The sequence below is a fragment of the Mycobacterium sp. TY815 genome, assembly GCF_030755135.1.
Taxonomy (GTDB): Bacteria; Actinomycetota; Actinomycetes; order Mycobacteriales; family Mycobacteriaceae; genus Mycobacterium.
In genome coordinates this window covers 458,671-477,768 of record NZ_JAUFRX010000001.1, presented here as the reverse complement: position 1 = coordinate 477,768, position 19,098 = coordinate 458,671, and the positions used below count along the sequence as shown (strand labels likewise).

General features: G+C 66.8%; 17 protein-coding genes and 1 pseudogene. 14 read left to right on the top strand and 4 right to left on the bottom strand.

Features of this window, described 5'->3' with window-relative positions; all coding sequences use genetic code 11:
* Positions 1–10 precede the first annotated feature (10 nt).
* Entirely contained in the window at positions 11–355 is a 345-nt protein-coding gene (locus QXK92_RS01975) for an aminopeptidase (RefSeq protein WP_306239998.1), read from the top strand.
* On the opposite strand, the gene QXK92_RS01970 is transcribed toward QXK92_RS01975, so the two are convergent.
* Positions 352–2,133, bottom strand: coding sequence for an SDR family oxidoreductase (locus QXK92_RS01970; RefSeq protein WP_306239997.1), 1,782 nt, complete (start codon positions 2,131–2,133; stop codon positions 352–354). The two genes, QXK92_RS01975 and QXK92_RS01970, sit on opposite strands and share 4 nt — an antisense overlap.
* 239 nt (positions 2,134–2,372) lie before the next feature.
* Between QXK92_RS01970 and sucB the strand changes: the two genes are divergently transcribed.
* The 6 genes from sucB to QXK92_RS01940 all read left to right on the top strand — a co-directional run bounded on the left by sucB (position 2,373) and on the right by QXK92_RS01940 (position 9,192).
* Positions 2,373–4,208 carry a 2-oxoglutarate dehydrogenase, E2 component, dihydrolipoamide succinyltransferase gene (gene sucB / locus QXK92_RS01965; protein ID WP_306239996.1) on the top strand — a complete coding sequence of 612 codons (1,836 nt, stop codon included), beginning with the start codon at positions 2,373–2,375 and terminating at the stop codon, positions 4,206–4,208.
* 15 nt (positions 4,209–4,223) lie between these two features.
* Positions 4,224–5,135, top strand: a complete 912-nt coding sequence (locus QXK92_RS01960) for a TIGR01777 family oxidoreductase (RefSeq protein ID WP_306239995.1) — start codon at positions 4,224–4,226, stop codon at positions 5,133–5,135.
* Between the two features lie 90 nt (positions 5,136–5,225).
* Complete coding sequence (locus QXK92_RS01955; protein WP_306239994.1) at positions 5,226–5,978, top strand: flavodoxin family protein; 753 nt, start codon at positions 5,226–5,228, stop codon at positions 5,976–5,978.
* A gap of 25 nt (positions 5,979–6,003) precedes the next feature.
* The gene (locus QXK92_RS01950) at positions 6,004–6,855 is read left to right on the top strand and encodes a hypothetical protein (RefSeq protein WP_306239993.1); all 852 of its coding nucleotides are present in this window, start codon (positions 6,004–6,006) and stop codon (positions 6,853–6,855) included.
* Positions 6,856–6,871: 16 nt separating this feature from the next.
* Positions 6,872–7,531 (top strand): RraA family protein, encoded by a 660-nt coding sequence (locus QXK92_RS01945; protein ID WP_306239992.1) that lies wholly within the window; start codon positions 6,872–6,874, stop codon positions 7,529–7,531.
* The gene (locus QXK92_RS01940) at positions 7,528–9,192 is read left to right on the top strand and encodes an acetolactate synthase large subunit (RefSeq protein WP_306239991.1); all 1,665 of its coding nucleotides are present in this window, start codon (positions 7,528–7,530) and stop codon (positions 9,190–9,192) included. The genes QXK92_RS01945 and QXK92_RS01940 overlap by 4 nt, the downstream gene beginning before the upstream one ends.
* A 2-nt stretch (positions 9,193–9,194) precedes the next feature.
* On the opposite strand, the gene QXK92_RS01935 is transcribed toward QXK92_RS01940, so the two are convergent.
* Complete coding sequence (locus QXK92_RS01935) at positions 9,195–9,551, bottom strand: DUF1622 domain-containing protein (RefSeq protein ID WP_306239990.1); 357 nt, start codon at positions 9,549–9,551, stop codon at positions 9,195–9,197.
* Between the two features lie 59 nt (positions 9,552–9,610).
* On the opposite strand from QXK92_RS01935, the gene lipB reads away from it, so the two are divergent.
* The 4 genes from lipB to QXK92_RS01915 all read left to right on the top strand — a co-directional run bounded on the left by lipB (position 9,611) and on the right by QXK92_RS01915 (position 14,733).
* Positions 9,611–10,300, top strand: a complete 690-nt coding sequence (lipB, locus tag QXK92_RS01930; protein WP_306239989.1) for a lipoyl(octanoyl) transferase LipB — start codon at positions 9,611–9,613, stop codon at positions 10,298–10,300.
* Positions 10,297–11,232, top strand: coding sequence for a lipoyl synthase (lipA, locus tag QXK92_RS01925; RefSeq protein ID WP_306239988.1), 936 nt, complete (start codon positions 10,297–10,299; stop codon positions 11,230–11,232). The genes lipB and lipA overlap by 4 nt, the downstream gene beginning before the upstream one ends.
* Before the next feature lie 26 nt (positions 11,233–11,258).
* On the top strand, positions 11,259–12,011 hold the full coding sequence (locus QXK92_RS01920; protein ID WP_306239987.1) for a DUF4191 domain-containing protein: 753 nt from the start codon (positions 11,259–11,261) through the stop codon (positions 12,009–12,011).
* Positions 12,012–12,393: 382 nt separating this feature from the next.
* On the top strand, positions 12,394–14,733 hold the full coding sequence (locus QXK92_RS01915) for a PE family protein (protein WP_306239986.1): 2,340 nt from the start codon (positions 12,394–12,396) through the stop codon (positions 14,731–14,733).
* A 3-nt stretch (positions 14,734–14,736) separates the two neighbouring features.
* Here QXK92_RS01915 and QXK92_RS01910 read toward each other — a convergent pair whose 3' ends face one another.
* Positions 14,737–15,159 carry an RDD family protein gene (locus tag QXK92_RS01910; RefSeq protein WP_306244109.1) on the bottom strand — a complete coding sequence of 141 codons (423 nt, stop codon included), beginning with the start codon at positions 15,157–15,159 and terminating at the stop codon, positions 14,737–14,739.
* A 228-nt stretch (positions 15,160–15,387) separates the two neighbouring features.
* On the opposite strand from QXK92_RS01910, the gene glnA reads away from it, so the two are divergent.
* The 3 genes and pseudogenes from glnA to QXK92_RS01895 all read left to right on the top strand — a co-directional run bounded on the left by glnA (position 15,388) and on the right by QXK92_RS01895 (position 18,794).
* The gene (gene glnA, locus QXK92_RS01905; RefSeq protein WP_306239985.1) at positions 15,388–16,824 is read left to right on the top strand and encodes a type I glutamate--ammonia ligase; all 1,437 of its coding nucleotides are present in this window, start codon (positions 15,388–15,390) and stop codon (positions 16,822–16,824) included.
* A 212-nt stretch (positions 16,825–17,036) separates the two neighbouring features.
* Positions 17,037–17,597: pseudogene (locus tag QXK92_RS01900) on the top strand (adenylate/guanylate cyclase domain-containing protein); the annotation flags it as partial.
* Between the two features lie 294 nt (positions 17,598–17,891).
* A complete protein-coding gene (locus tag QXK92_RS01895; RefSeq protein WP_306239984.1) occupies positions 17,892–18,794 on the top strand; it encodes an alpha/beta hydrolase in 903 nt (300 codons plus the stop codon).
* 31 nt (positions 18,795–18,825) lie between these two features.
* Here the strand turns inward: QXK92_RS01895 and QXK92_RS01890 are convergent, their stop codons facing one another.
* Positions 18,826–19,083: a hypothetical protein gene (locus tag QXK92_RS01890; protein ID WP_306239983.1), complete on the bottom strand. Its 258-nt coding sequence runs from the start codon at positions 19,081–19,083 to the stop codon at positions 18,826–18,828.
* Positions 19,084–19,098 lie beyond the last annotated feature (15 nt).

Here is a 19,098-nt window from a genome sequence, read left to right as displayed (position 1 = left end):
AGGCCGAAAAGTGACTGTACGACGGTTGATCATCGCGGTGAGTGCCGTGCTCTTGGTGGCCGGCGTGATCGGCTTGCTGGTGCCGGTTCAGGTATCCAACAGCAACGGCGGAACGGTGTCATGCGGGAACGGATTCGCCACGGACCTCTCCGGAGCCCGGGCCGCCAATGACCGCAATGGAGCGAATATCCCGATCCTCAACGAGATCATCCCGCACACCGACTTCGTGGCTCAGTGCGAGTCCGCGGTGTCGGGCCGGCGGATGTGGACGATCCCGCTGACGGTGATCGGCCTCGTCGGCGTAGCGGGGGCGCTGCTCGTGCGGCGCACCAGAGGCGCGCCGGTCGACATCTAGATCACTTTCATCCGCGCGGTGCTGCGCAATGCCTGGGGCAGCACCCGGGATACGCCATACAGCGCGTAGGCCTCGAAGGTAACCGGCCGGATCGGCTTGTTCTTCTTGACCGCGGACACGATCGCGTTGGCGACCTTGTCCGGTCCGTAGCTGCGCAGATCGAACATCTTGTCCAGCTGACCCCGCCGACCGTCGACCTTCTCGTCGTCCGGTGTGCCGGCGTGGAATTGGGTCGTCGCGATGATGTTCGTGTCGATGACACCGGGGCAGATCGTGGTCAGACCCACGTCGGCGGCATCGAGTTCGGCGCGCAGGCAGTCGGAGAACATGAACGTCGCCGCCTTCGACGTGCAGTACGCGCTGAGGGACTGCAGGGGTGCGTAGGCAGCCATCGACGACACGTTCACGATGTGCCCACCGGTGCCACGCTCGACCAGGCGCTTGCCGAATGCCCGGCAACCGTTCACCACCCCACCGAGGTTCACGTCCAGCACGCGGTCGAACTGCTCGGCCGGGGTGTCCAGGAAGCCGCCCGCCTGGCCGATGCCGGCGTTGTTGACCACGATGTCGGGCAGGCCGTGCTCCGCGCATACCCGCTCGGCGAACGACTCGACGGCATCGGCGTCGGAGACGTCGAGCACATAGGGGTGCGCGACACCGCCTCGCGCGGTGATCTGGGCGGCGGTCTCCTTGACGGTGGCCTCGTCGATATCACTGATCACGACTTCGGCGCCCTCGCGCGAGAACGCGATCGCTGTTTCGCGACCGATGCCGCTTCCAGCGCCGGTGACCGACACCAACGTGTCGCCGAAGTAGCCCCGCGGGCGGCCCACCTGCGCCCTCAGCATCGCCCGGCTGGGCTGCTTGCCCTCGATCAGATCGGCGAAGTCGTGCACCGCCGCCGCCATCACCTGCGGATGCGACATCGGCGAGAAATGGCCCGCCCGGATGTCGCGCCGCCACAGCCGCGGCACCCAGCGCGCGGTCTCGTCGTATCCGTGCGGCCGGACGTACTTGTCCCTGGTGTTGACGATGAGCTGCACCGGCGTGTCGATGACGCGCACGCCCTGGCGGCGGAATGTGCCGGAAAACGAACGCCAGTAGTTCGCGGGATAGGTTTTCACCGAGGTCGCCGCGTCGCTGGGCAGCTTCTCGGAGTGGTGGATCTGCTCGACGGGGATGTTGTCGACGATGTTGCGCCGCACCGCCGCCCTCGACAGCGCCAGCCGCAGCAGCAGCGGCGCCAGTACCGGTACCGAGAAGAAGGCCATGTAGGTCAGCCGCAGCACCTGGCTGATCGCCTGAGTGAGCTTGCGGACCCGCCAGGGCTGGCGCAGAGCACCGAAGATGAAGCTGACCAGCTGGTCCTGCGCCGGGCCTGACACCGAGGTGAAGGATGCCACCCGGTCTGCTGCGCCGGGCCGGCCCAGGTAGTCCCAGACCGCCACCGAGCCCCAGTCGTGGGCCAGCACGTGCACCGGCTGTCCGGGGCTCAACTCGCTGATCACCGCGGCGAAGTCGTCGGCCATCCGGGCGGTGCTGTAAGCCGATACCGGTTTGGGCGCCGACGACAGGCCGACCCCGCGGTTGTCGAACCGCAGGATCCGGAACCGTTGTGCCAGCAACGGCACGACGCCGTCCCACAACACATGTGAGTCCGGCCAGCCGTGCACCAGCACCACGGTTGGCCCTTCGCGATTGCCCTCTTCGTAGACCGCAATCCGGACACCGTCCGCGCTGTCGACGAACTGTTGGGGTGCATGTTGTGTTGCCGGCATCAAACCTCCGCACCTGCCACGCGTAATTGGGATCGATTCGGGAACCAGTGGCCACACGGTAGCAAGGCCGACTGTCACGACACGCACCCCAAGTCGCCGCGCCCTGAATGTGGGTGGCTGGTGGCAGAGTGAAAGGATAGGTTTTGACCTCGACACGGTTGCCCACCCGGATTCTGACGGTGTGGTAAGCCAGAGGTCTACCTGCGCCGATCCGACGACCGTTCGAGGAGTCAACTCAGATGGCCTTCTCCGTCCAGATGCCGGCACTTGGTGAAAGCGTCACCGAGGGAACGGTCACCCGCTGGCTCAAACAGGAAGGCGACACGGTCGAAGTCGACGAGCCGCTCGTCGAGGTCTCGACCGACAAGGTTGACACCGAGATCCCGTCGCCGGCCGCGGGCGTGCTCACCAAGATCATCGCCCAGGAAGACGACACGGTAGAGGTCGGTGGCGACCTGGCCGTCATCGGCGACTCGGCCGACGACGCCGGTGACGGAGGCGACGCAGGCGGCGAAGCCGCCTCGGAGCCCGCCCAGGAGGAACCACAGGAGGAGGCTCAGGAATCCTCGTCATCCGAGGAACCGGAGCAGGCCGAACCCGAAAGTGAGCCGGAGCCCGAGCCAGCGAAGTCCAGCGGTGGCAGCGGCGACGCGACGCCGGTCGTGATGCCCGAACTGGGCGAGTCGGTGACCGAGGGCACGGTCACGCGATGGCTGAAGAAGGTCGGCGACTCGGTCCAGGTGGACGAGCCGCTCGTGGAGGTGTCGACCGACAAGGTCGACACCGAGATCCCGTCACCGGTGGCGGGTGTCCTGGTCAGCATCACCGCCGAGGAAGACGACGTGGTGCAGGTCGGCGGCGAGCTGGCCAAGGTCGGTAGTTCCGATTCGGGCGCGGCCTCGGCTCCCGCGCCGAAACCCGAGCCCAGCGAGGAGAAGGCGGAGGCCGAGCCAGAGCCAGAGCCCGAGCCCGAGCCAGAGCCAGAGCCTGAGCCCGAAGCCAAGAAGGAACCCGAGCCCAAGCCGGAGCCCAAGGAAGAACCCAAGCCCGAACCCAAAGAAGAGCCCAAGCCCGAGCCCAAGCAAGAAGCCAAGCCGGAGCCACAAGCCGAGCCCTCGTCCGACGGCGGCCCCTATGTGACGCCGCTGGTACGCAAACTCGCCGCCGAGCACAAGGTCGACCTGGCCGAAGTGACCGGCACCGGCGTGGGCGGGCGGATTCGCAAGCAGGACGTGCTGGCGGCCGCGGAGAAGAAGCAGCAACCCAAGGAAGAAGCCAAGCCCGCCGCTCAGCCCTCTGCCCCGGCGGCGAAGCCGGCCGCCGCGGCCGCGTCGGCGCCGTCACTGGCCCACTTGCGCGGAACCAAGCAGAAGGCCAGCCGGATTCGTCAGATCACCGCCGCCAAGACGCGCGAATCTCTGCAGGCCACCGCGCAGCTCACCCAGACCCACGAGGTCGACATGACCAAGATCGTGGCGCTGCGCAACCGGGCCAAGGCAGCGTTCGCCGAGCGCGAAGGGGTGAACCTGACGTTCCTGCCGTTCATCGCGCGGGCCGTCATCGACGCCCTCAAAATCCACCCCAACGTCAACGCCAGCTACAACGAGGAAACCAAGGAAATCACCTACTACGACGCCGAGCACCTCGGGTTCGCCGTCGACACCGAGCAGGGCCTCCTCTCCCCCGTCATCCACAACGCCGGCGACCTGTCGCTGGCCGGATTGGCGCGGGCCATCGCCGACATCGCCAACCGCGCACGGACGGGCAACCTCAAGCCCGACGAGCTGTCCGGCGGCACGTTCACCATCACCAACATCGGTAGCCAGGGCGCGTTGTTCGACACCCCGATTCTGGTGCCGCCGCAGGCCGCCATGCTGGGCACCGGGGCCATCGTCAAACGTCCCCGGGTGATCGTCGACGAATTCGGCAACGAGTCCATCGGTGTGCGGTCGATCAGCTACCTGCCGCTGACCTACGACCACCGGCTGATCGACGGCGCGGACGCCGGGCGTTTCCTGACCACGATCAAGCACCGGCTCGAAGAAGGAGCCTTCGAGGCCGATCTAGGGCTGTAGAAGGATTCCCGAGCCGTGGCCAAAGCGGTAATCGCGATAGCGGGTTCGTCTGGCTTGATCGGTTCGGCGCTGACCGCTGCGCTGCGCGCGTCCGACCATGACGTGCTGCGCATCGTCCGTCGTACGCCGGCGAATTCCGAAGAGCTGCACTGGAATCCGGAGAGCGGCGAATTCGACCCGGACGCGCTCGCAGACGTCGACGTGGTGGTTAACCTGTGTGGCGTCAACGTCGGCCAGCGCCGGTGGTCAGGTGCGTTCAAACAGAGCCTGCGCGACAGCCGGCTCGCGCCGACAGAGGTACTGGCCGCGGCCGTCGCCGACGCAGGGGTCGGCACGCTGATCAACGCGAGCGCGGTCGGCTATTACGGCGACACCAGAGACCGCGTGGTCGACGAGAACGATGCCGCCGGGCGGGGCTTTCTCGCCCAGTTGTGCGTCGACTGGGAGGCGGCCACCTTGCCCGCGCAGTACGAAGGCGCCCGGGTAGTGCTGGCCCGGACGGGTGTCGTGCTGGCCCCCTCGGGCGGCGCCCTGCGGATGATGCGGCCGGTGTTCTCGGTGGGCCTGGGCGCTCGACTGGGTAGCGGCCGTCAGTACATGTCGTGGATCAGCCTTGAAGACGAGGTCCGGGCACTGCTGTTCGCCATCTCCAATCCAACGTTGTCCGGTCCGGTCAACCTGACCGGACCGGCGCCGGTGACCAACGCAGAGTTCACCACCGCCTTCGGCCGGGCGGTCAACCGCCCGACGCCGATGGCCGTGCCGGGGTTCGCGGTCCGCGCCGCACTCGGAGAATTTGCCGACGAGGGTCTGCTCACCGGTCAGCGCGCCATTCCGACAGCCTTGGAACAAGCGGGTTTTCAGTTCCACCACAACACAATTGGCGAGGCACTCGATTACGCCACGGCCCGTCGTGAACAGGACTAGATACCTCCGCTGAACCCATTCCCGACCAGCGGTTTCTGCGGTATCTTGCTTCCGGCGTGATTAGCCGACACGACGGACAGGTGGAGAAGCGTGACTGCCTCGGTTTTTCATGACGTGAAAAAGGAGGGGCCGCTGTATGCACTCTTCCTCAACTGCACCCTGAAGAAGGGGCCGGAGGTTTCCAATACCGAGGCGCTGTGCAATCTGCTCATCGAACGACTACGAGCCCACGAACCGGACATCGAAACCGAGATCGTCCGCGTCGTGGACTACAACGTCAAGCCCGGTATCGGAAACGACGAGGGCGACGGCGACGAATGGCCGATGATTCTGGAAAAAGTCAAGCGCTGCAACATCATTGTGCCCGCCATGCCGATCTGGATGGGCGTGCGGTCGTCGGTGATGCAGCGCGTGATCGAGCGTCTGGACGGCACCACCAAGACGGTGATGTGTGAGCGCACCGGCCAGTTCCCGCTGTACGGAACGGTCGCGGGCTGTGTGGTCACGGGCAACGAGGACGGCAGCCACGACTGCGTCGCGAACACCTTCGCAAACCTGTTGCACTTCGGAGTGACCGTGCCGCCCAACACCGATCTCTACTGGGTCGGCGATGCCGGGCCGGGAGCCAGCTATATCGAGGCGGGCGGCGAACTGTCGCCGTATGTGCGGCGCAACGCCGAACTGACCGCGCTCAACCTGCTCTTCGGCGCGAAGCTGCTGCGGGACAACCCCTACACCGTCAACATCGCCCGGCACAACGCGATCATGATGCAGCGCAACGAAGTCAAGGCCGCCGCGATGAAGCTTGCGATCAGCTACCTGCGCGAGAACATGCCGGACTGAGCACTCGTCGAGCAGCGACGCGGCAATGCAGAGTGATCCGCTCCCGAGTATCAGCGAGGCCGACGCGACCGGGCGCGTCGCCGATCTCTACGACGACATCCGCAAGACCCTGGGGATGTCTTTCGTCAACCTGGTGTGGCGTCACCTGGCGTCCATTCCAGACGGCCTGGAGTGGACCTGGGCGACGATGAAGCCGCTGTTCGCCAACGGCACCGTGTACTCGGAGGCCGACGCGCTGCGCGCCGTAGCGGATCTGCCGCCGGTGCCCCGGTTCTCCACCGCGGCGCTCCGTGCGGTCGGAATTGATGCCGATCAAGAAATAGCGATCAGAGCAACCCTTTCCGGCTACGACAGGGGTAACCCGCTGAACACGGTGGCATTTTGCGCAGTGCTGGCCCGCCTGAACGGATCCACACCATCGCCGTGCCCGCCGGTGCGCCCACCGTCCCGTGCACCTTCGGCGCTACCTGTGCCTCCGCCACTGGATTTCGACCAGATGCCGACCCATGTTGCGGAATTGGTGCGCAGCGTCAACCTGATCGGAGCGCGCGGGCAGGAACAAACCCTGCAGGTCAGCCTGCCCAGAAATCTGGCCCGTTGGCCCAGCATGTTGGTGCTCTACTTCGCGGCCCTGCAGCCGTTGCACGACAGCGGGTCGCTGCTCACCGCCGTCGACTGTGTGGTTGACGACGCCAGGCGCCGCGGCGTCACAGTCAGCGGAGCCCTGGGCCGTACCGGCCTTCCCGACCCCGCTACGACGGCAGCCGTGCGGGCTTCGCTGGAGCAGCTGATACCTCATGCGATGGGCCGCATGATTCCGGTGGTGAGTCTGCTGCTGCGGATGCTGCCAGCTGGTCCCCAAGAAAAAGTCCGCTGATTGGAGAGGTGAAAGCATGGAGTTGACCGAATTGGTTGCGGGTCTCGGAGTGGCCGACGTGGTCGACGCGATGACGATGACGCATGCGCACCGTGCTCACATCATCGAGCTCGACAGCCCCGATCCCAGCCGGGTCCTCGTCGGCCCGGCGGTGACGATTTCCTATCTGCCGGTGCGCAAGGATCTGATGGATCCGGAGCGGCACAGCCTCGGACCGGCCATCTACCGGGCCGTCGCCAAACATGATCCCGCTGGGGCGGTGCTCGTGATGGCCTCCAACGGCTATCAACACACGTCGCTGGGCGGGGGCACCAAGCTCAGCCGGGTGGAAAACCTCGGCATGGCAGGCATTCTCGCCGATGGCAAGCTCCGCGACTACGAAGAGCTGAACACCTACCGGTTCGCCACCTACAGCCGCGGCGAGACGGTGCGGGCCGGCGGGAACGAAGTCCAGCCCTACCTGGCCGACGTCCCGATCGCCGTCGGTGGCGTCACCGTCGTACCCGGTGATGTCATCTTCGCCAAAGGTTCGACGGCCGTGGTGATTCCGGGCGGTGAGGCCGAAGCGATCCTGACCAAGGCGCGCAACATCATGCACAAGATGGACGCCGCCAAAGAAAGCCTCAAGCGCGAAGACCCCGAGACAGTCCTCAGTCAGGGCAGCGGCGAACTGTGAGCGCGCCGGCGAACACCAGCGAACAGCTGGTCGCCGCCCTGGCCGCCGAAGGCGTCGAGTACGTCTTCGGCATTCCGGGCGATGAAAACCTGCATTTCATGGAGGCGCTCCGCAAAGACGGCCGGATCACTTTCGTGCTCTTTCGCCACGAACAGGCCGCCGGTTTCGCCGCGGCCGCCTACGGGCGGCTCACCGGCAAGCTCGCCGTCGCCATGTCGACCCTGGGCGCCGGTGCCATGAACCTGACGACGCCGGTGGCCCACGCCTATTTGGCGGCTATGCCGATGCTGGTGATCACGGGGCAGAAGGCGGTGCGCGACAACAGGATGGGCCAGTACCAGCTGGTCGACGTGGTCGATGTGATGCGCCCGATCACCAAGTTCGCCGCCAAGATCCCATCCGGTCCGATGGCCGGGTCGCTGGTGCGCCAGGCGATGATGTCAGCGCTGGACGGGCGTCAGGGTCCGGCGCACCTCGAGTTGCCCGACGATGTGGCCCGGGATTCCGAACTCGGCCCGTCAGTCCCGTGCCGGCACAGCCAGATCCCGGTTGCAACCCAGGAGAGCATCGACGCCGCGGCCCAACTGATTCACCAGGCACGCCGGCCACTGATCATGGTCGGCGGCGGCACCCGCGCCAACCGCCCGGAGGTCGCGGCGGCCGTGCGGGAACTGATCGACAAGACTCAGATCCCGTTCGTCGCGACGATGATGGGCAAAGGCGTCGCCAACGAGGATCACCCCCGCTACGTCGGGTGTTCGATCATGCCCGCCGATTACCCGAACTGCGCTATCCAGGCCGCCGATCTTATCCTCAACATCGGTCATGACGTCATGGAGAAGCCCACTCTGTTCATGCGGGCCGACGGCACCCAGACCGTCATCCACCTCAATCCCTTTGCCGCCAGAGGCGACAACAGCTACTTCCCCCAAGCTCAGATCGTCGGTGAGATGGCCGATGCCGTGCAACGGCTCACCGCACAGCTGGCCCCTGATCCCGACTGGGATCACGACGGCTTCCTCCGACTGGCCGAGCAGACACGGCGCAGTATCCAAGACTCGGCAACCGACACGTCGTTTCCGGCCAAGCAGGGCCATCTCATCGCAACGTTGCGGGACTTCATGGCCGACGACGACATCCTGTCACTCGACAACGGTATTCACATGATGTGGGCGACAAGGAATTTCAATGCCCGCCAACCCAACACCATGTTGATCGACCACGCTCTTGGATCGATGGGGATCAGCCTGCCGGCCGCCATCGCGGCCAAGCTCGTCCATCCCGCACGCAAGGTTGTGGTGCTCACCGGCGACGGCGGGTTTGCGATGAACATCCAGGATCTCGAGACAGCGGTGCGGCTGCGGCTGGATCTGATTGTGGTGGTGTTCAACGACAAGAGCCTGGGGATGATCGCGATGAAACAGGTTGCGGACGGTTACCAGCGGTACGGCGTCGATTTCGACAACCCCGACTTCGTCGCCCTGGCACGCAGTTACGGCGCTACCGGGCACCGACTGCAGGACCCGGCCCAGTTCCGTGCCCTGCTCGAAGGGGCCGCCGCAGCCGGCGGCGTGCACATCATCGATGCCCCGGTGGACCCGCATGCGAACCTCGCCCTGATGCAGGAGATGCGGTCGGTCGACTGTGCGGGTGTCGTTTAGCCTCAGGTGGCCTGCGTCCCCGAATCACTGTCCCGCCAAGGCCATTTGCCGGTCATCTCCACGGTCAGCGAAAGGCTCAGGAAGGTCCGGATGGCCACGACGCCGGCCAGTGCCGCGACGTGCTGTGCGTTGGGGGTGACGACGATCGTCTTGACGATGTCACCGGCCACCAGGAATTCCAGGCCGATCAGAATCGAGCGTCCCAAGTTGTTGCGGAGGTCGCGGTAGGCCTGATCCGGCGAGCGCGGAAACCGTTTGAGGAAGAGCGCACAGGCGATCACGCAACCGATCACGATCACCGAGACTCCTGCGACGTCGATGGCAGAGCCGACGTGGTCCACGATCTGCAGCAGAACCATGGCAGGCAGATTAGCGGTGGTGGAGCCTCTGGGCGGGCGCTTCGCGTAACGTCGTTGGAGTGACGGGTTCAATCCGGTCCAGCCCCGCCCCGATCGACGTACGGCAGCTCGGCCCGATCGACTACCGCGACGCCTGGCAATTGCAACGCGATCTTGCCGACGCAAGGGTCGCCGGCGGTTCCGACACACTCCTGCTGCTCGAACATCCCGCGGTCTACACCGCCGGCCGACGCACCGAACCCCAGGAACGGCCGGTGGATGGCACCCCGGTCGTCGACACCGATCGCGGCGGCAAGATCACCTGGCACGGCCCCGGCCAGTTGGTGGGCTACCCGATCATCGGACTGGCCGAGCCCCTCGACGTGGTGAACTACGTGCGGGTGCTCGAGGAAGCACTGATCAAGGTGTGTGGCGATCTCGGTCTGGAAACCGGGCGGGTGGACGGACGCTCCGGGGTGTGGGTTGCCGGCCGGCCCGCCCGTAAGGTGGCGGCGATCGGGGTGCGGGTGGCGCGCTCGACGACGTTGCACGGGTTCGCGCTCAACTGCGACTGCGACCTGGCGTCGTTCACCACGATCGTGCCGTGCGGGATCACCGACGCCGGAGTCACGACGTTGTCCGCCGAGCTCGGCCGCCGCATCCCCGTCAGCGACGTCCGGGCCGCCGTCGCCGATGCCGTGTGCGACGCCCTGAACGGTCTGTTGCCGGTACGGGATCACGAGGCCAGCCGCGTAGCATCGAGTACGTGACTGTCGCTCCCCAGGGTCGGAAACTGCTGCGTCTGGAAGTGCGCAATGCCCAGACTCCGATCGAGCGCAAGCCGCCGTGGATCAAGACCCGGGCCCGGATGGGACCGGAGTACACCGAACTCAAAAGCCTCGTCCGGCGCGAGGGCCTGCACACCGTGTGCGAAGAGGCCGGCTGCCCCAACATCTTCGAATGCTGGGAGGACCGGGAGGCGACCTTCCTGATCGGCGGCGACCAGTGCACCCGCCGGTGCGATTTCTGCCAGATCGACACCGGCAAGCCCGCCGACCTCGACCGCGACGAGCCGCGCCGGGTGGCCGAGAGCGTACAGACGATGGGCCTGCGCTACGCCACCATTACCGGCGTCGCCCGCGACGACCTGCCCGACGGCGGCGCCTGGTTGTACGCCGAAACGGTGCGGGCGATCAAGGAGCTCAACCCGTCGACCGGCGTTGAACTGCTGGTTCCGGACTTCAACGGCGAACCGACCCGCCTCGCCGAGGTCTTCGAGTCCCGGCCGGAAGTGTTGGCGCACAACGTCGAAACGGTGCCGCGCATCTTCAAGCGAATCCGTCCGGCCTTCACCTACCAGCGCAGTCTGGACGTGCTCACCGCGGCGCGGGACGTCGGTCTGGTCACCAAGAGCAACCTGATCCTCGGCCTGGGTGAAACTCCCGACGAGGTGCACACCGCGCTGGCCGACCTGCACAACGCCGGCTGCGACATCATCACCATCACTCAGTATCTGCGGCCCACGGCGCGCCACCATCCGGTGGAGCGCTGGGTGACCCCGGATGAGTTCGTCGAGTTCGCGCGATTCGCCGAAGGACTGGGCTTCGCCGGCGTTTTGGCCGGGCCGCTGGTTCGGTCCTCCTACCGGGCCGGCCGACTCTACGAGCAGGCCCGCGCGTCGCGAACCTCGGCGCCCGGATAACCGGCGCATACGTATCCTTGACAACTATGGCGAAATCCCGAACTGCTGCTGAGACCAAGGCCGCCAAGGCCGAGGCGGCGGCCGCCCGCAAGGCTGCTTCCAAACAACGCCGAGCTCAGCTCTGGCAGGCGTTCAACATGCAGCGCAAGCAGGACAAGCGCCTGCTGCCGTACATGATCGGCGCGTTCGTGCTGATCGTGGCCATCAGCGTGGCCGTCGGCGTGTGGGCCGGCGGACTGACCATGATCATGATGATCCCGATCGGTCTGCTGCTCGGCGCACTGGTGGCGTTCATCATCTTCGGCCGACGGGCCCAGCGCAGCATTTTCAAGCAGGCCGAAGGTCAGACCGGCGCCGCCGCATGGGTGCTGGACAACCTGCGGGGCAAGTGGCGGGTGACGCCCGGAGTGGCCGCGACAGGACACTTCGACGCGGTGCACCGGGTGATCGGCCGGCCCGGCGTCATCCTGGTCGGCGAGGGCTCGGCGACTCGCGTCAAACCATTGCTCGCACAGGAAAAGAAGCGTACGGCACGGGTGGTCGGCGAAGTGCCGATCTACGACATCATCGTGGGCAACGGCGACGGCGAGGTTGCACTGGCCAAGCTGGAGCGCCACTTGAACCGCCTTCCGGCCAATATCACCGTCAAGCAGATGGATACATTGGAATCCCGGCTGGCCGCGCTCGGGTCGCGGGCCGGCGCCGCCATGATGCCAAAAGGCCCGCTGCCAAACTCCGGAAAAATGCGCGGCGTGCAGCGTACGGTGCGCCGCAAGTAATTCGGCAACGCGCGGTCCAACCCGTCGACCGCCCGCCCAATTGAATTCAATCGACAATGACCTGTAATTTCGCCGCATTCATAGCTGGGTACGCGTCCTTCACCGATTCCGGACACCGCTCTACCCACTGACTGCCTGGGCTTTCTGCACATCGCCGGATATCTTCGCGCTGTAAAGCCGTTTTACAAAAACGCGACAAATACCGCGAAAAGCCATTTATGTATAGCCGCTTCACATTGACGGCGAAGGTAATAAGTTATTTATAACGTTTTGATAAACTAGTGTGAATTTCGCCATAACTCGCCGTACGTTTGCGCCTGATATTTCGGGCAAATTCGAAGCGACTCGTCGGTAGCCGGGTCTCTACGGTGGGAGGACAGCAGTGTCGTTTGTGATCGTTTCGACGGAGACTGTGGCGGCGGCCACCTCGAATCTGGCAAGCATCGGGTCCGCAATCACCGAAGCCAACGCTGCGGCAACGACGGCCACGACGGAGGTGCTGGCCGCCGGTGCCGACGAAGTGTCGGCGGCCGTCGCGGCGCTGTTCAACGGGCACGGCGAGATGTACCGCTCCGTCAGCGCCCAGGCGACGGCATTTCACGAGGAATTCGTGCGCATCCTGAGCGCGGGCGGCATCGCCTACGGCAGTGCGGACGCGGTCAACGCCTCGTTGCAGACGATCCAGCAGAACCTGCTCGGGGCGATCAACGCCCCCACTCAGACGTTGCTCGGCCGACCGCTGATCGGTAACGGCGCCAACGGGTTGCCCGGTACCGGACAGAACGGCGGAGCGGGTGGCCTGCTCTTCGGCAATGGCGGCAACGGTGGCTCGGGGGCGATCGGCCAAAACGGCGGCACCGGTGGCGCCGCCGGCCTGTTCGGTAACGGCGGGGCCGGCGGAGCCGGCGGACGGGGCGCGAACGGAGGCGCCGGAGGCACCAGTGGGTGGTTGTACGGCAACGGCGGGTCCGGCGGTATCGGCGGACTGGGGCTCGGCGGGTCCGGCGGAGCCGGTGGGGCCGGTGGCAACGCGATGGGCCTGATCGGAACTGGCGGCGCCGGCGGAACGGGTGGACTGGGCACGGTCGGTGGTGCCGGCGGCAGCGGCGGCAGCGGCGGCCTGCTCTTCGGTGTCGGCGGCAACGGCGGCGCGGGCGGCGTCGGTGCCGGCGGGGTCGGTGGGGCCGGCGGGAACGGCGGCAACGTCTTCGGGCTCATCGGCAACGGCGGCGCGGGCGGCGTCGGCGGACAAACCGGCGACGGAACGGTAGCGGCGCCGGCCGGTGGCAACGGCGGTACCGGCGGGTGGCTGTTCGGCAACGGCGGCGCCGGTGGCGCGGGCGGATACAACATCTTCGGGGGCCCGGGCGGCGCGGGCGGCGCCGGCGGCAACGTGCTCGGCCTGATTGGCGACGGCGGTGCCGGCGGCGCCGGCGGGTACACCACGACGGGCGTTGCCGGTGCCGGAGGTGCCGGCGGCGGCAGCGGGCATCTGCTGGGCAATGGCGGAATCGGCGGAAACGGCGGCATGGCGACCGCCGCCGGAGGCACCGGCGGGGTCGGCGGGGCCGGCGGTAACGCGCTCACCGTCATCGGCAACGGCGGGGGTGGCGGTCTCGGCGGCAATGGTGTCGCGGGCAGCGGTGGCGCCGGCGGCAGCGGCGGCAACGGCGGCCTGGTGATCGGCTTCGGCGGCAATGGCGCAGCCGGCGGCCTCGGTGCCGCCGGGTTCGGCGGGGTCGGCGGCAACGGCGGCAATGCGATCGGACTGATCGGCGATGGCGGCGCCGGCGGCGTCGGCGGGCAGAGCGCTACCGCCATCACACAGGCAGCGGCCTCCGGCGGCAACGGTGGCACCGGTGGTCTGTTGTTCGGCAACGGCGGAGCGGGCGCCGCCGGCGGGTACAACACGCTCGGCGGAGCGGGTGGCGCCGGCGGTCGCGGCGGCAGCGTGCTCGGACTGATCGGTGACGGCGGGGCCGGCGGGGCCGGCGGGGCCACCACGAACGGAACGGGCGGTACTGGCGGCGGCGGCGGTGTCAGCGGGCGCCTGTTCGGAAACGGCGGACTGGCCGGCAACGGCGGCACCGCGACCAGCGTCGGTGGCACCGGCGGGGTCGGCGGCTCCGGCGGCAACTCGGTCGCGCTGGTCGGCAACGGCGGAGCCGGCGGGGTCGGCGGTTACGGCGTATTCGGCAGCGGCGGGGCCGGCGGCAGTGGCGGTACCAGCGGTCTGCTCTTCGGCTTCGGCGGCAACGGCGGACTCGGCGGCATCGGCGGTGGCGTGGCCGGGGTCGGCGGGGCCGGCGGCAACGGCGGCGGAGCGGTGGGGCTTATCGGCAACGGCGGCAACGGCGGACTGGGCGGCTTCGGCTTCACCGGCGGCGCGCACGGCGGTAGCGGTGGCAACGGCGGCGTGCTGTGGGGCAACGGTGGCGACGGCGGCGGGGGCGGCCAGCTCGGCGGTGCCGGCGGTAACGGCGGCAACGCCGGGATGTGGTTCGGCAACGGCGGGGCCGGCGGTGATGGTTATGCCGGCGACAACGGCGTCATCAAGGGCGGCAACGGGGGCAGCGGCGGTCGCGCCGCCTCCGGAATCGGTTTCGGCGGCAACGGTGGCAGCGGTGGTCTCAACGCGGGCGCCGGCGGCGGCACCGGCGGTGCCGGCGGCCAGGGCAGCGCGCTGCCAGGAACGGGCGGCAGCGCCGGCGCCAACGGGTGAGCGTCAGCGGCGTAGCACCGCGGTCCTGGTCAACCGGTCCTGCAAGCCCCGCCCGTCGGAATCGGTGAACAGCGGCGGGACCACCAGGAAGATCAGCAATCCGCGGACCAGCGCACGGCCGATGCCGATCGGCAGCCGGCCGTCCGTTGCCGCCACCTGAATCCGCAGCGCAAGCTGACCCGGCGAGAATCCGAACAGCCGCACCGACACCGCGCCGATCACCAGCCACACCAGCGCTTGCACCGTCGACAACAACGCGTCGGAAATTGCTCCAAAGGTCAGCGCGAGCAGCGCCAGCCCGCCGGCGATCAACCAGTCGATCAGTAACGCCAACAGGCGGCGTCCCATGGGGGCCACCGAACCCGGGCCGGTCCGCGGCAGGCCGAGCGTTTCGCCGGGGTAACCGGCAGGTGATTCCGGCGTCATCGACGGTGTCCGGCGAAGTCGGCCGCCCGTGGTTGGCATCGCCCATTCAGCATCGACGGCGGACCAGTTACGATCTTGCGGGCCATGGCCTTCACAATAGGGCCCGGCGGTCACCGGGCGCTGTTGCGGCCGCTGTGGTACGTAACCTCTGCGCAACACGGGGTTGACTGACGGGCAACAACTGCTCCCTAGCGTCGGCCGCGAATCACCAAGTAAAGGAGCCTTCACGTGACGGAAAAGACGCCCGACGACGTCTTCAAACTTGCCAAAGACGAAAACGTCGAGTTTGTCGACGTCCGTTTCTGCGACCTGCCCGGCATCATGCAGCACTTCACCATTCCGATCTCGTTCTTCGACAACAGCGTGTTCGAGGACGGCCTGGCCTTCGACGGCTCGTCGATCCGTGGTTTCCAGTCGATCCACGAGTCCGACATGCTGCTGCTGCCGGACCCGGAGACGGCCCAGATCGACCTGTTCACGCAGGCCAAGACGCTGAACCTGAACTTCTTCGTGCACGACCCGTTCACCCTCGAGCCGTACTCCCGCGACCCGCGCAACGTCGCCCGCAAGGCCGAGAACTACCTGATTAGCACCGGTATCGCCGACACGGCGTACTTCGGTGCCGAGGCCGAGTTCTACATCTTCGACTCGGTGAGCTTCGACTCGCGCACCAATGGCTCGTTCTACGAGGTGGACGCCATCTCGGGTTGGTGGAACACCGGTGCAGCCAACGAGGCCGACGGCAGCCCCAACCGCGGGTACAAGGTCCGCCCCAAGGGTGGCTACTTTCCGGTGGCGCCCGTCGACCACTACGTCGACCTGCGCAGCAAGATGCTGCAGAACCTGATCGCGGCCGGCTTCAGCCTGGAGAAGGGCCACCACGAGGTGGGCACCGGCGGCCAGGCCGAGATCAACTACAAGTTCAACACGCTGCTGCACGCGGCCGACGACATGCAGCTGTACAAATACATCGTCAAGAACACCGCCTGGGCCAACGGCAAGACGGTGACGTTCATGCCCAAGCCGCTGTTCGGTGACAACGGCTCCGGCATGCACACCCACCAGTCGCTGTGGAAGGACGGCAGCCCGCTGATGTACGACGAGACCGGTTACGCCGGGCTGTCGGACACCGCCCGCCACTACATCGGTGGCCTGCTGCACCACGCCCCGTCGCTGCTGGCGTTCACCAACCCGACGGTGAACTCCTACAAGCGGCTGGTGCCGGGCTATGAGGCCCCGATCAACCTGGTGTACAGCCAGCGCAACCGTTCGGCGTGTGTGCGTATCCCGATCACCGGCAGCAACCCCAAGGCCAAGCGCCTCGAGTTCCGTTGCCCCGACTCCTCGGGTAACCCGTACCTGGCGTTCGCGGCGATGCTGATGGCCGGCCTGGACGGCATCAAGAACAAGATCGAGCCGCAGGCGCCGGTCGACAAGGACCTCTACGAGCTGCCGCCGGAGGAAGCTGCGAACATCCCGCAGGCACCGACTCAGCTCTCCGCGGTGATCGACAAGCTCGAGGAGGACCACGAGTACCTCACCGAGGGCGGCGTGTTCACGCCCGACCTCATCGAGACGTGGATCAACTTCAAGCGGGAGAACGAGATCCTGCCGGTGCAGATCCGGCCGACCCCGTACGAGTTTGCGCTGTACTACGACGTCTAAGTGACGTCGAAGTCCGACGCCGGTCCTACAGCCTGAGTAGGCCAGGACAGCGACGAGCCACCCGCGCCGCGATCGCTTCGCCGATCGCCGCGCGGGTGGTTTCGTTTGTGCGCCGGGACCAACGGCCGCCGGCAAGCACCATGGTGCAAGCGCGGCGGTTATGAGATTCTGCCGATGTGCCTGCTCCGCCGGCCGCTGCTCCTTCGGGAGTGGTGACGTTCCTCTTCACCGATATCGAGGGCTCCACCCGTCGGTGGGAGGCTGACGCCGCTGCGATGCGCGCCGCTCTGCGCGCTCATGACGAGGTATTGCACCACACGATCCAGACCCACGGCGGCTTCGTGTTCAAGCACACCGGCGACGGTATCTGTGCGGCCTTCGCCTCGCCCTGCTCCGTTGTGGAAGCTGCGGTGGCTGCACAGCGGAAGCTGGACCTGCCGGTGCGAATGGGGTTGGCCACCGGTGAAGCCGAACTGCGCGAGGCCGATTATTTCGGGGTGGTGCTCAATCGTGCGGCGCGGGTCATGGCCGCCGGGCATGGCGGGCAGATCCTGGTGGCCGAGTCGACCGCATGCCTGCTGAGCGGCGTGGACCTCATCGATCTGGGACCACGACGGTTGCGGGATCTCCCCGTGCCGGTCGGCCTGTTTCAGGTCCGGGCTGCGGGCTTGCGGACGGAGTTTCCGCCGTTGCGGGCGCTGGATACGGATCCGGGAAATCTGCGGCCTACCGGCACGAGTCTGATCGGGCGCGAAGCCGACGTCGCCGCGGTCGCACCTACGCGAGACCCTTGGCGACCAGGCTTTCGAATCGCTCGCCCGGGCGGGCGAACTGATGACCACCAACGCCCCCGTGACGTACGCCTGCGACCAAATCGACCAGACCCGAACAGAACTCGAACACTTCGTCTAGAACGCGGACCGCCCGTCGAAGGTGCCCTGCCCCGAGCGGTTTGAGGGAGTCATTCCGACATCTCCGAGATCACACTGCAGAGCGCGGTGCAGTTCAGATAACCTCGCCTACGCTTGACACCGGACCACTATGTTGCGGCGGAACGGACCAAGCCAGTGCCTGAGGATGCATTTTTCGAATCTGGCGGAATACGTTGCGCAGCTGACCTTTACCGGCCCGACACTGGTGAGGAGAAGGCGCCGTGCGTAGTGATGGGACATGGGGGTAGCGGCACCAAGCGACTCGGACTCCCCCGCTACGCCGAACGGTTCGCCGCAGCGGGGCTGGCCGTCCTGGCGTTCGATTACAGGCACTTCGGAGCCAGCGCCGGCGAGCCGCGACAAGTCATCAACATCGCAGAACAACACGAAGACTATCGGGCAGCGGTGCGCTTCGCGCGGGATCTTTCGGGCGTCGACCCGGCCCGGATCGCGCTGTGGGGCACCTCCCTCAGCGGGGGCCACGTATTGACGGTGGCCTCCGAAGACCCGGCTATCGCTGCGGTGGTCGCGCAGGTTCCCGTCATCGAGGGCTGGCATCGCGGCCGTGGCTTACGTCAACGGCTGACCTGGGATATCACTTGGCGCACAGCACAATTCACCGCCGCGGCCCTGCGAGATATCGTCCACGACCGGGCCGGACGGGCACCGCACCTGGTGCCGGTGGTCGCCGAACCCGGTCACGTCGCGGTATTCACCGAACCCGACGCGAAGGCAGCGTTCGACGAACTCGGCGGCGAATCCGTAGGCTGGCGTAACGCGTTGGCGCCACGCATGATCTTCGACCTGCCTCGCTACCGCACCGGGACTGCTGAAAGACTGCACATGCCGGTTCTGATGTGTCTCGCAGACCGGGATTTACAGGCTTCAGCCACCTTCGCGGCCAAGCTCGCGGCGCGCATGCCGAACGTGGAGATCCATCATTATCCGGTCGGCCACTTCGACGTCTACCTGGAACCTCTGCGCAACGAGATTGCTTGCACGCAAGCCGAATTCCTGCACCGCCAACTAAGCCGATGAATGCGGTGATCCGCCTTTACCCGCTGAACAGCTAAGCGGTGCGGGTCAGTTCATCGGCCGGCTGCGGCAGCGCCTCCTCAGCCGCAGCGAACCAGCCGAGATATCCCAGCCCGGCACCGATCGCGGTGTAAACAGCGGCCTCGGTCCACATGTACCCGACGCCCCACCTTCTGCCGAGAAAAGTCGGCTCGCTGACGAGGCCGGCCGACGTCGCCATCGCGTACCCCGCGTGCGCCCAGCCCAATGCCCCGAAGAAGCCCGATAGGAATTTGCAGACTTCGCGATTCATGGCCAATCCTCCCGC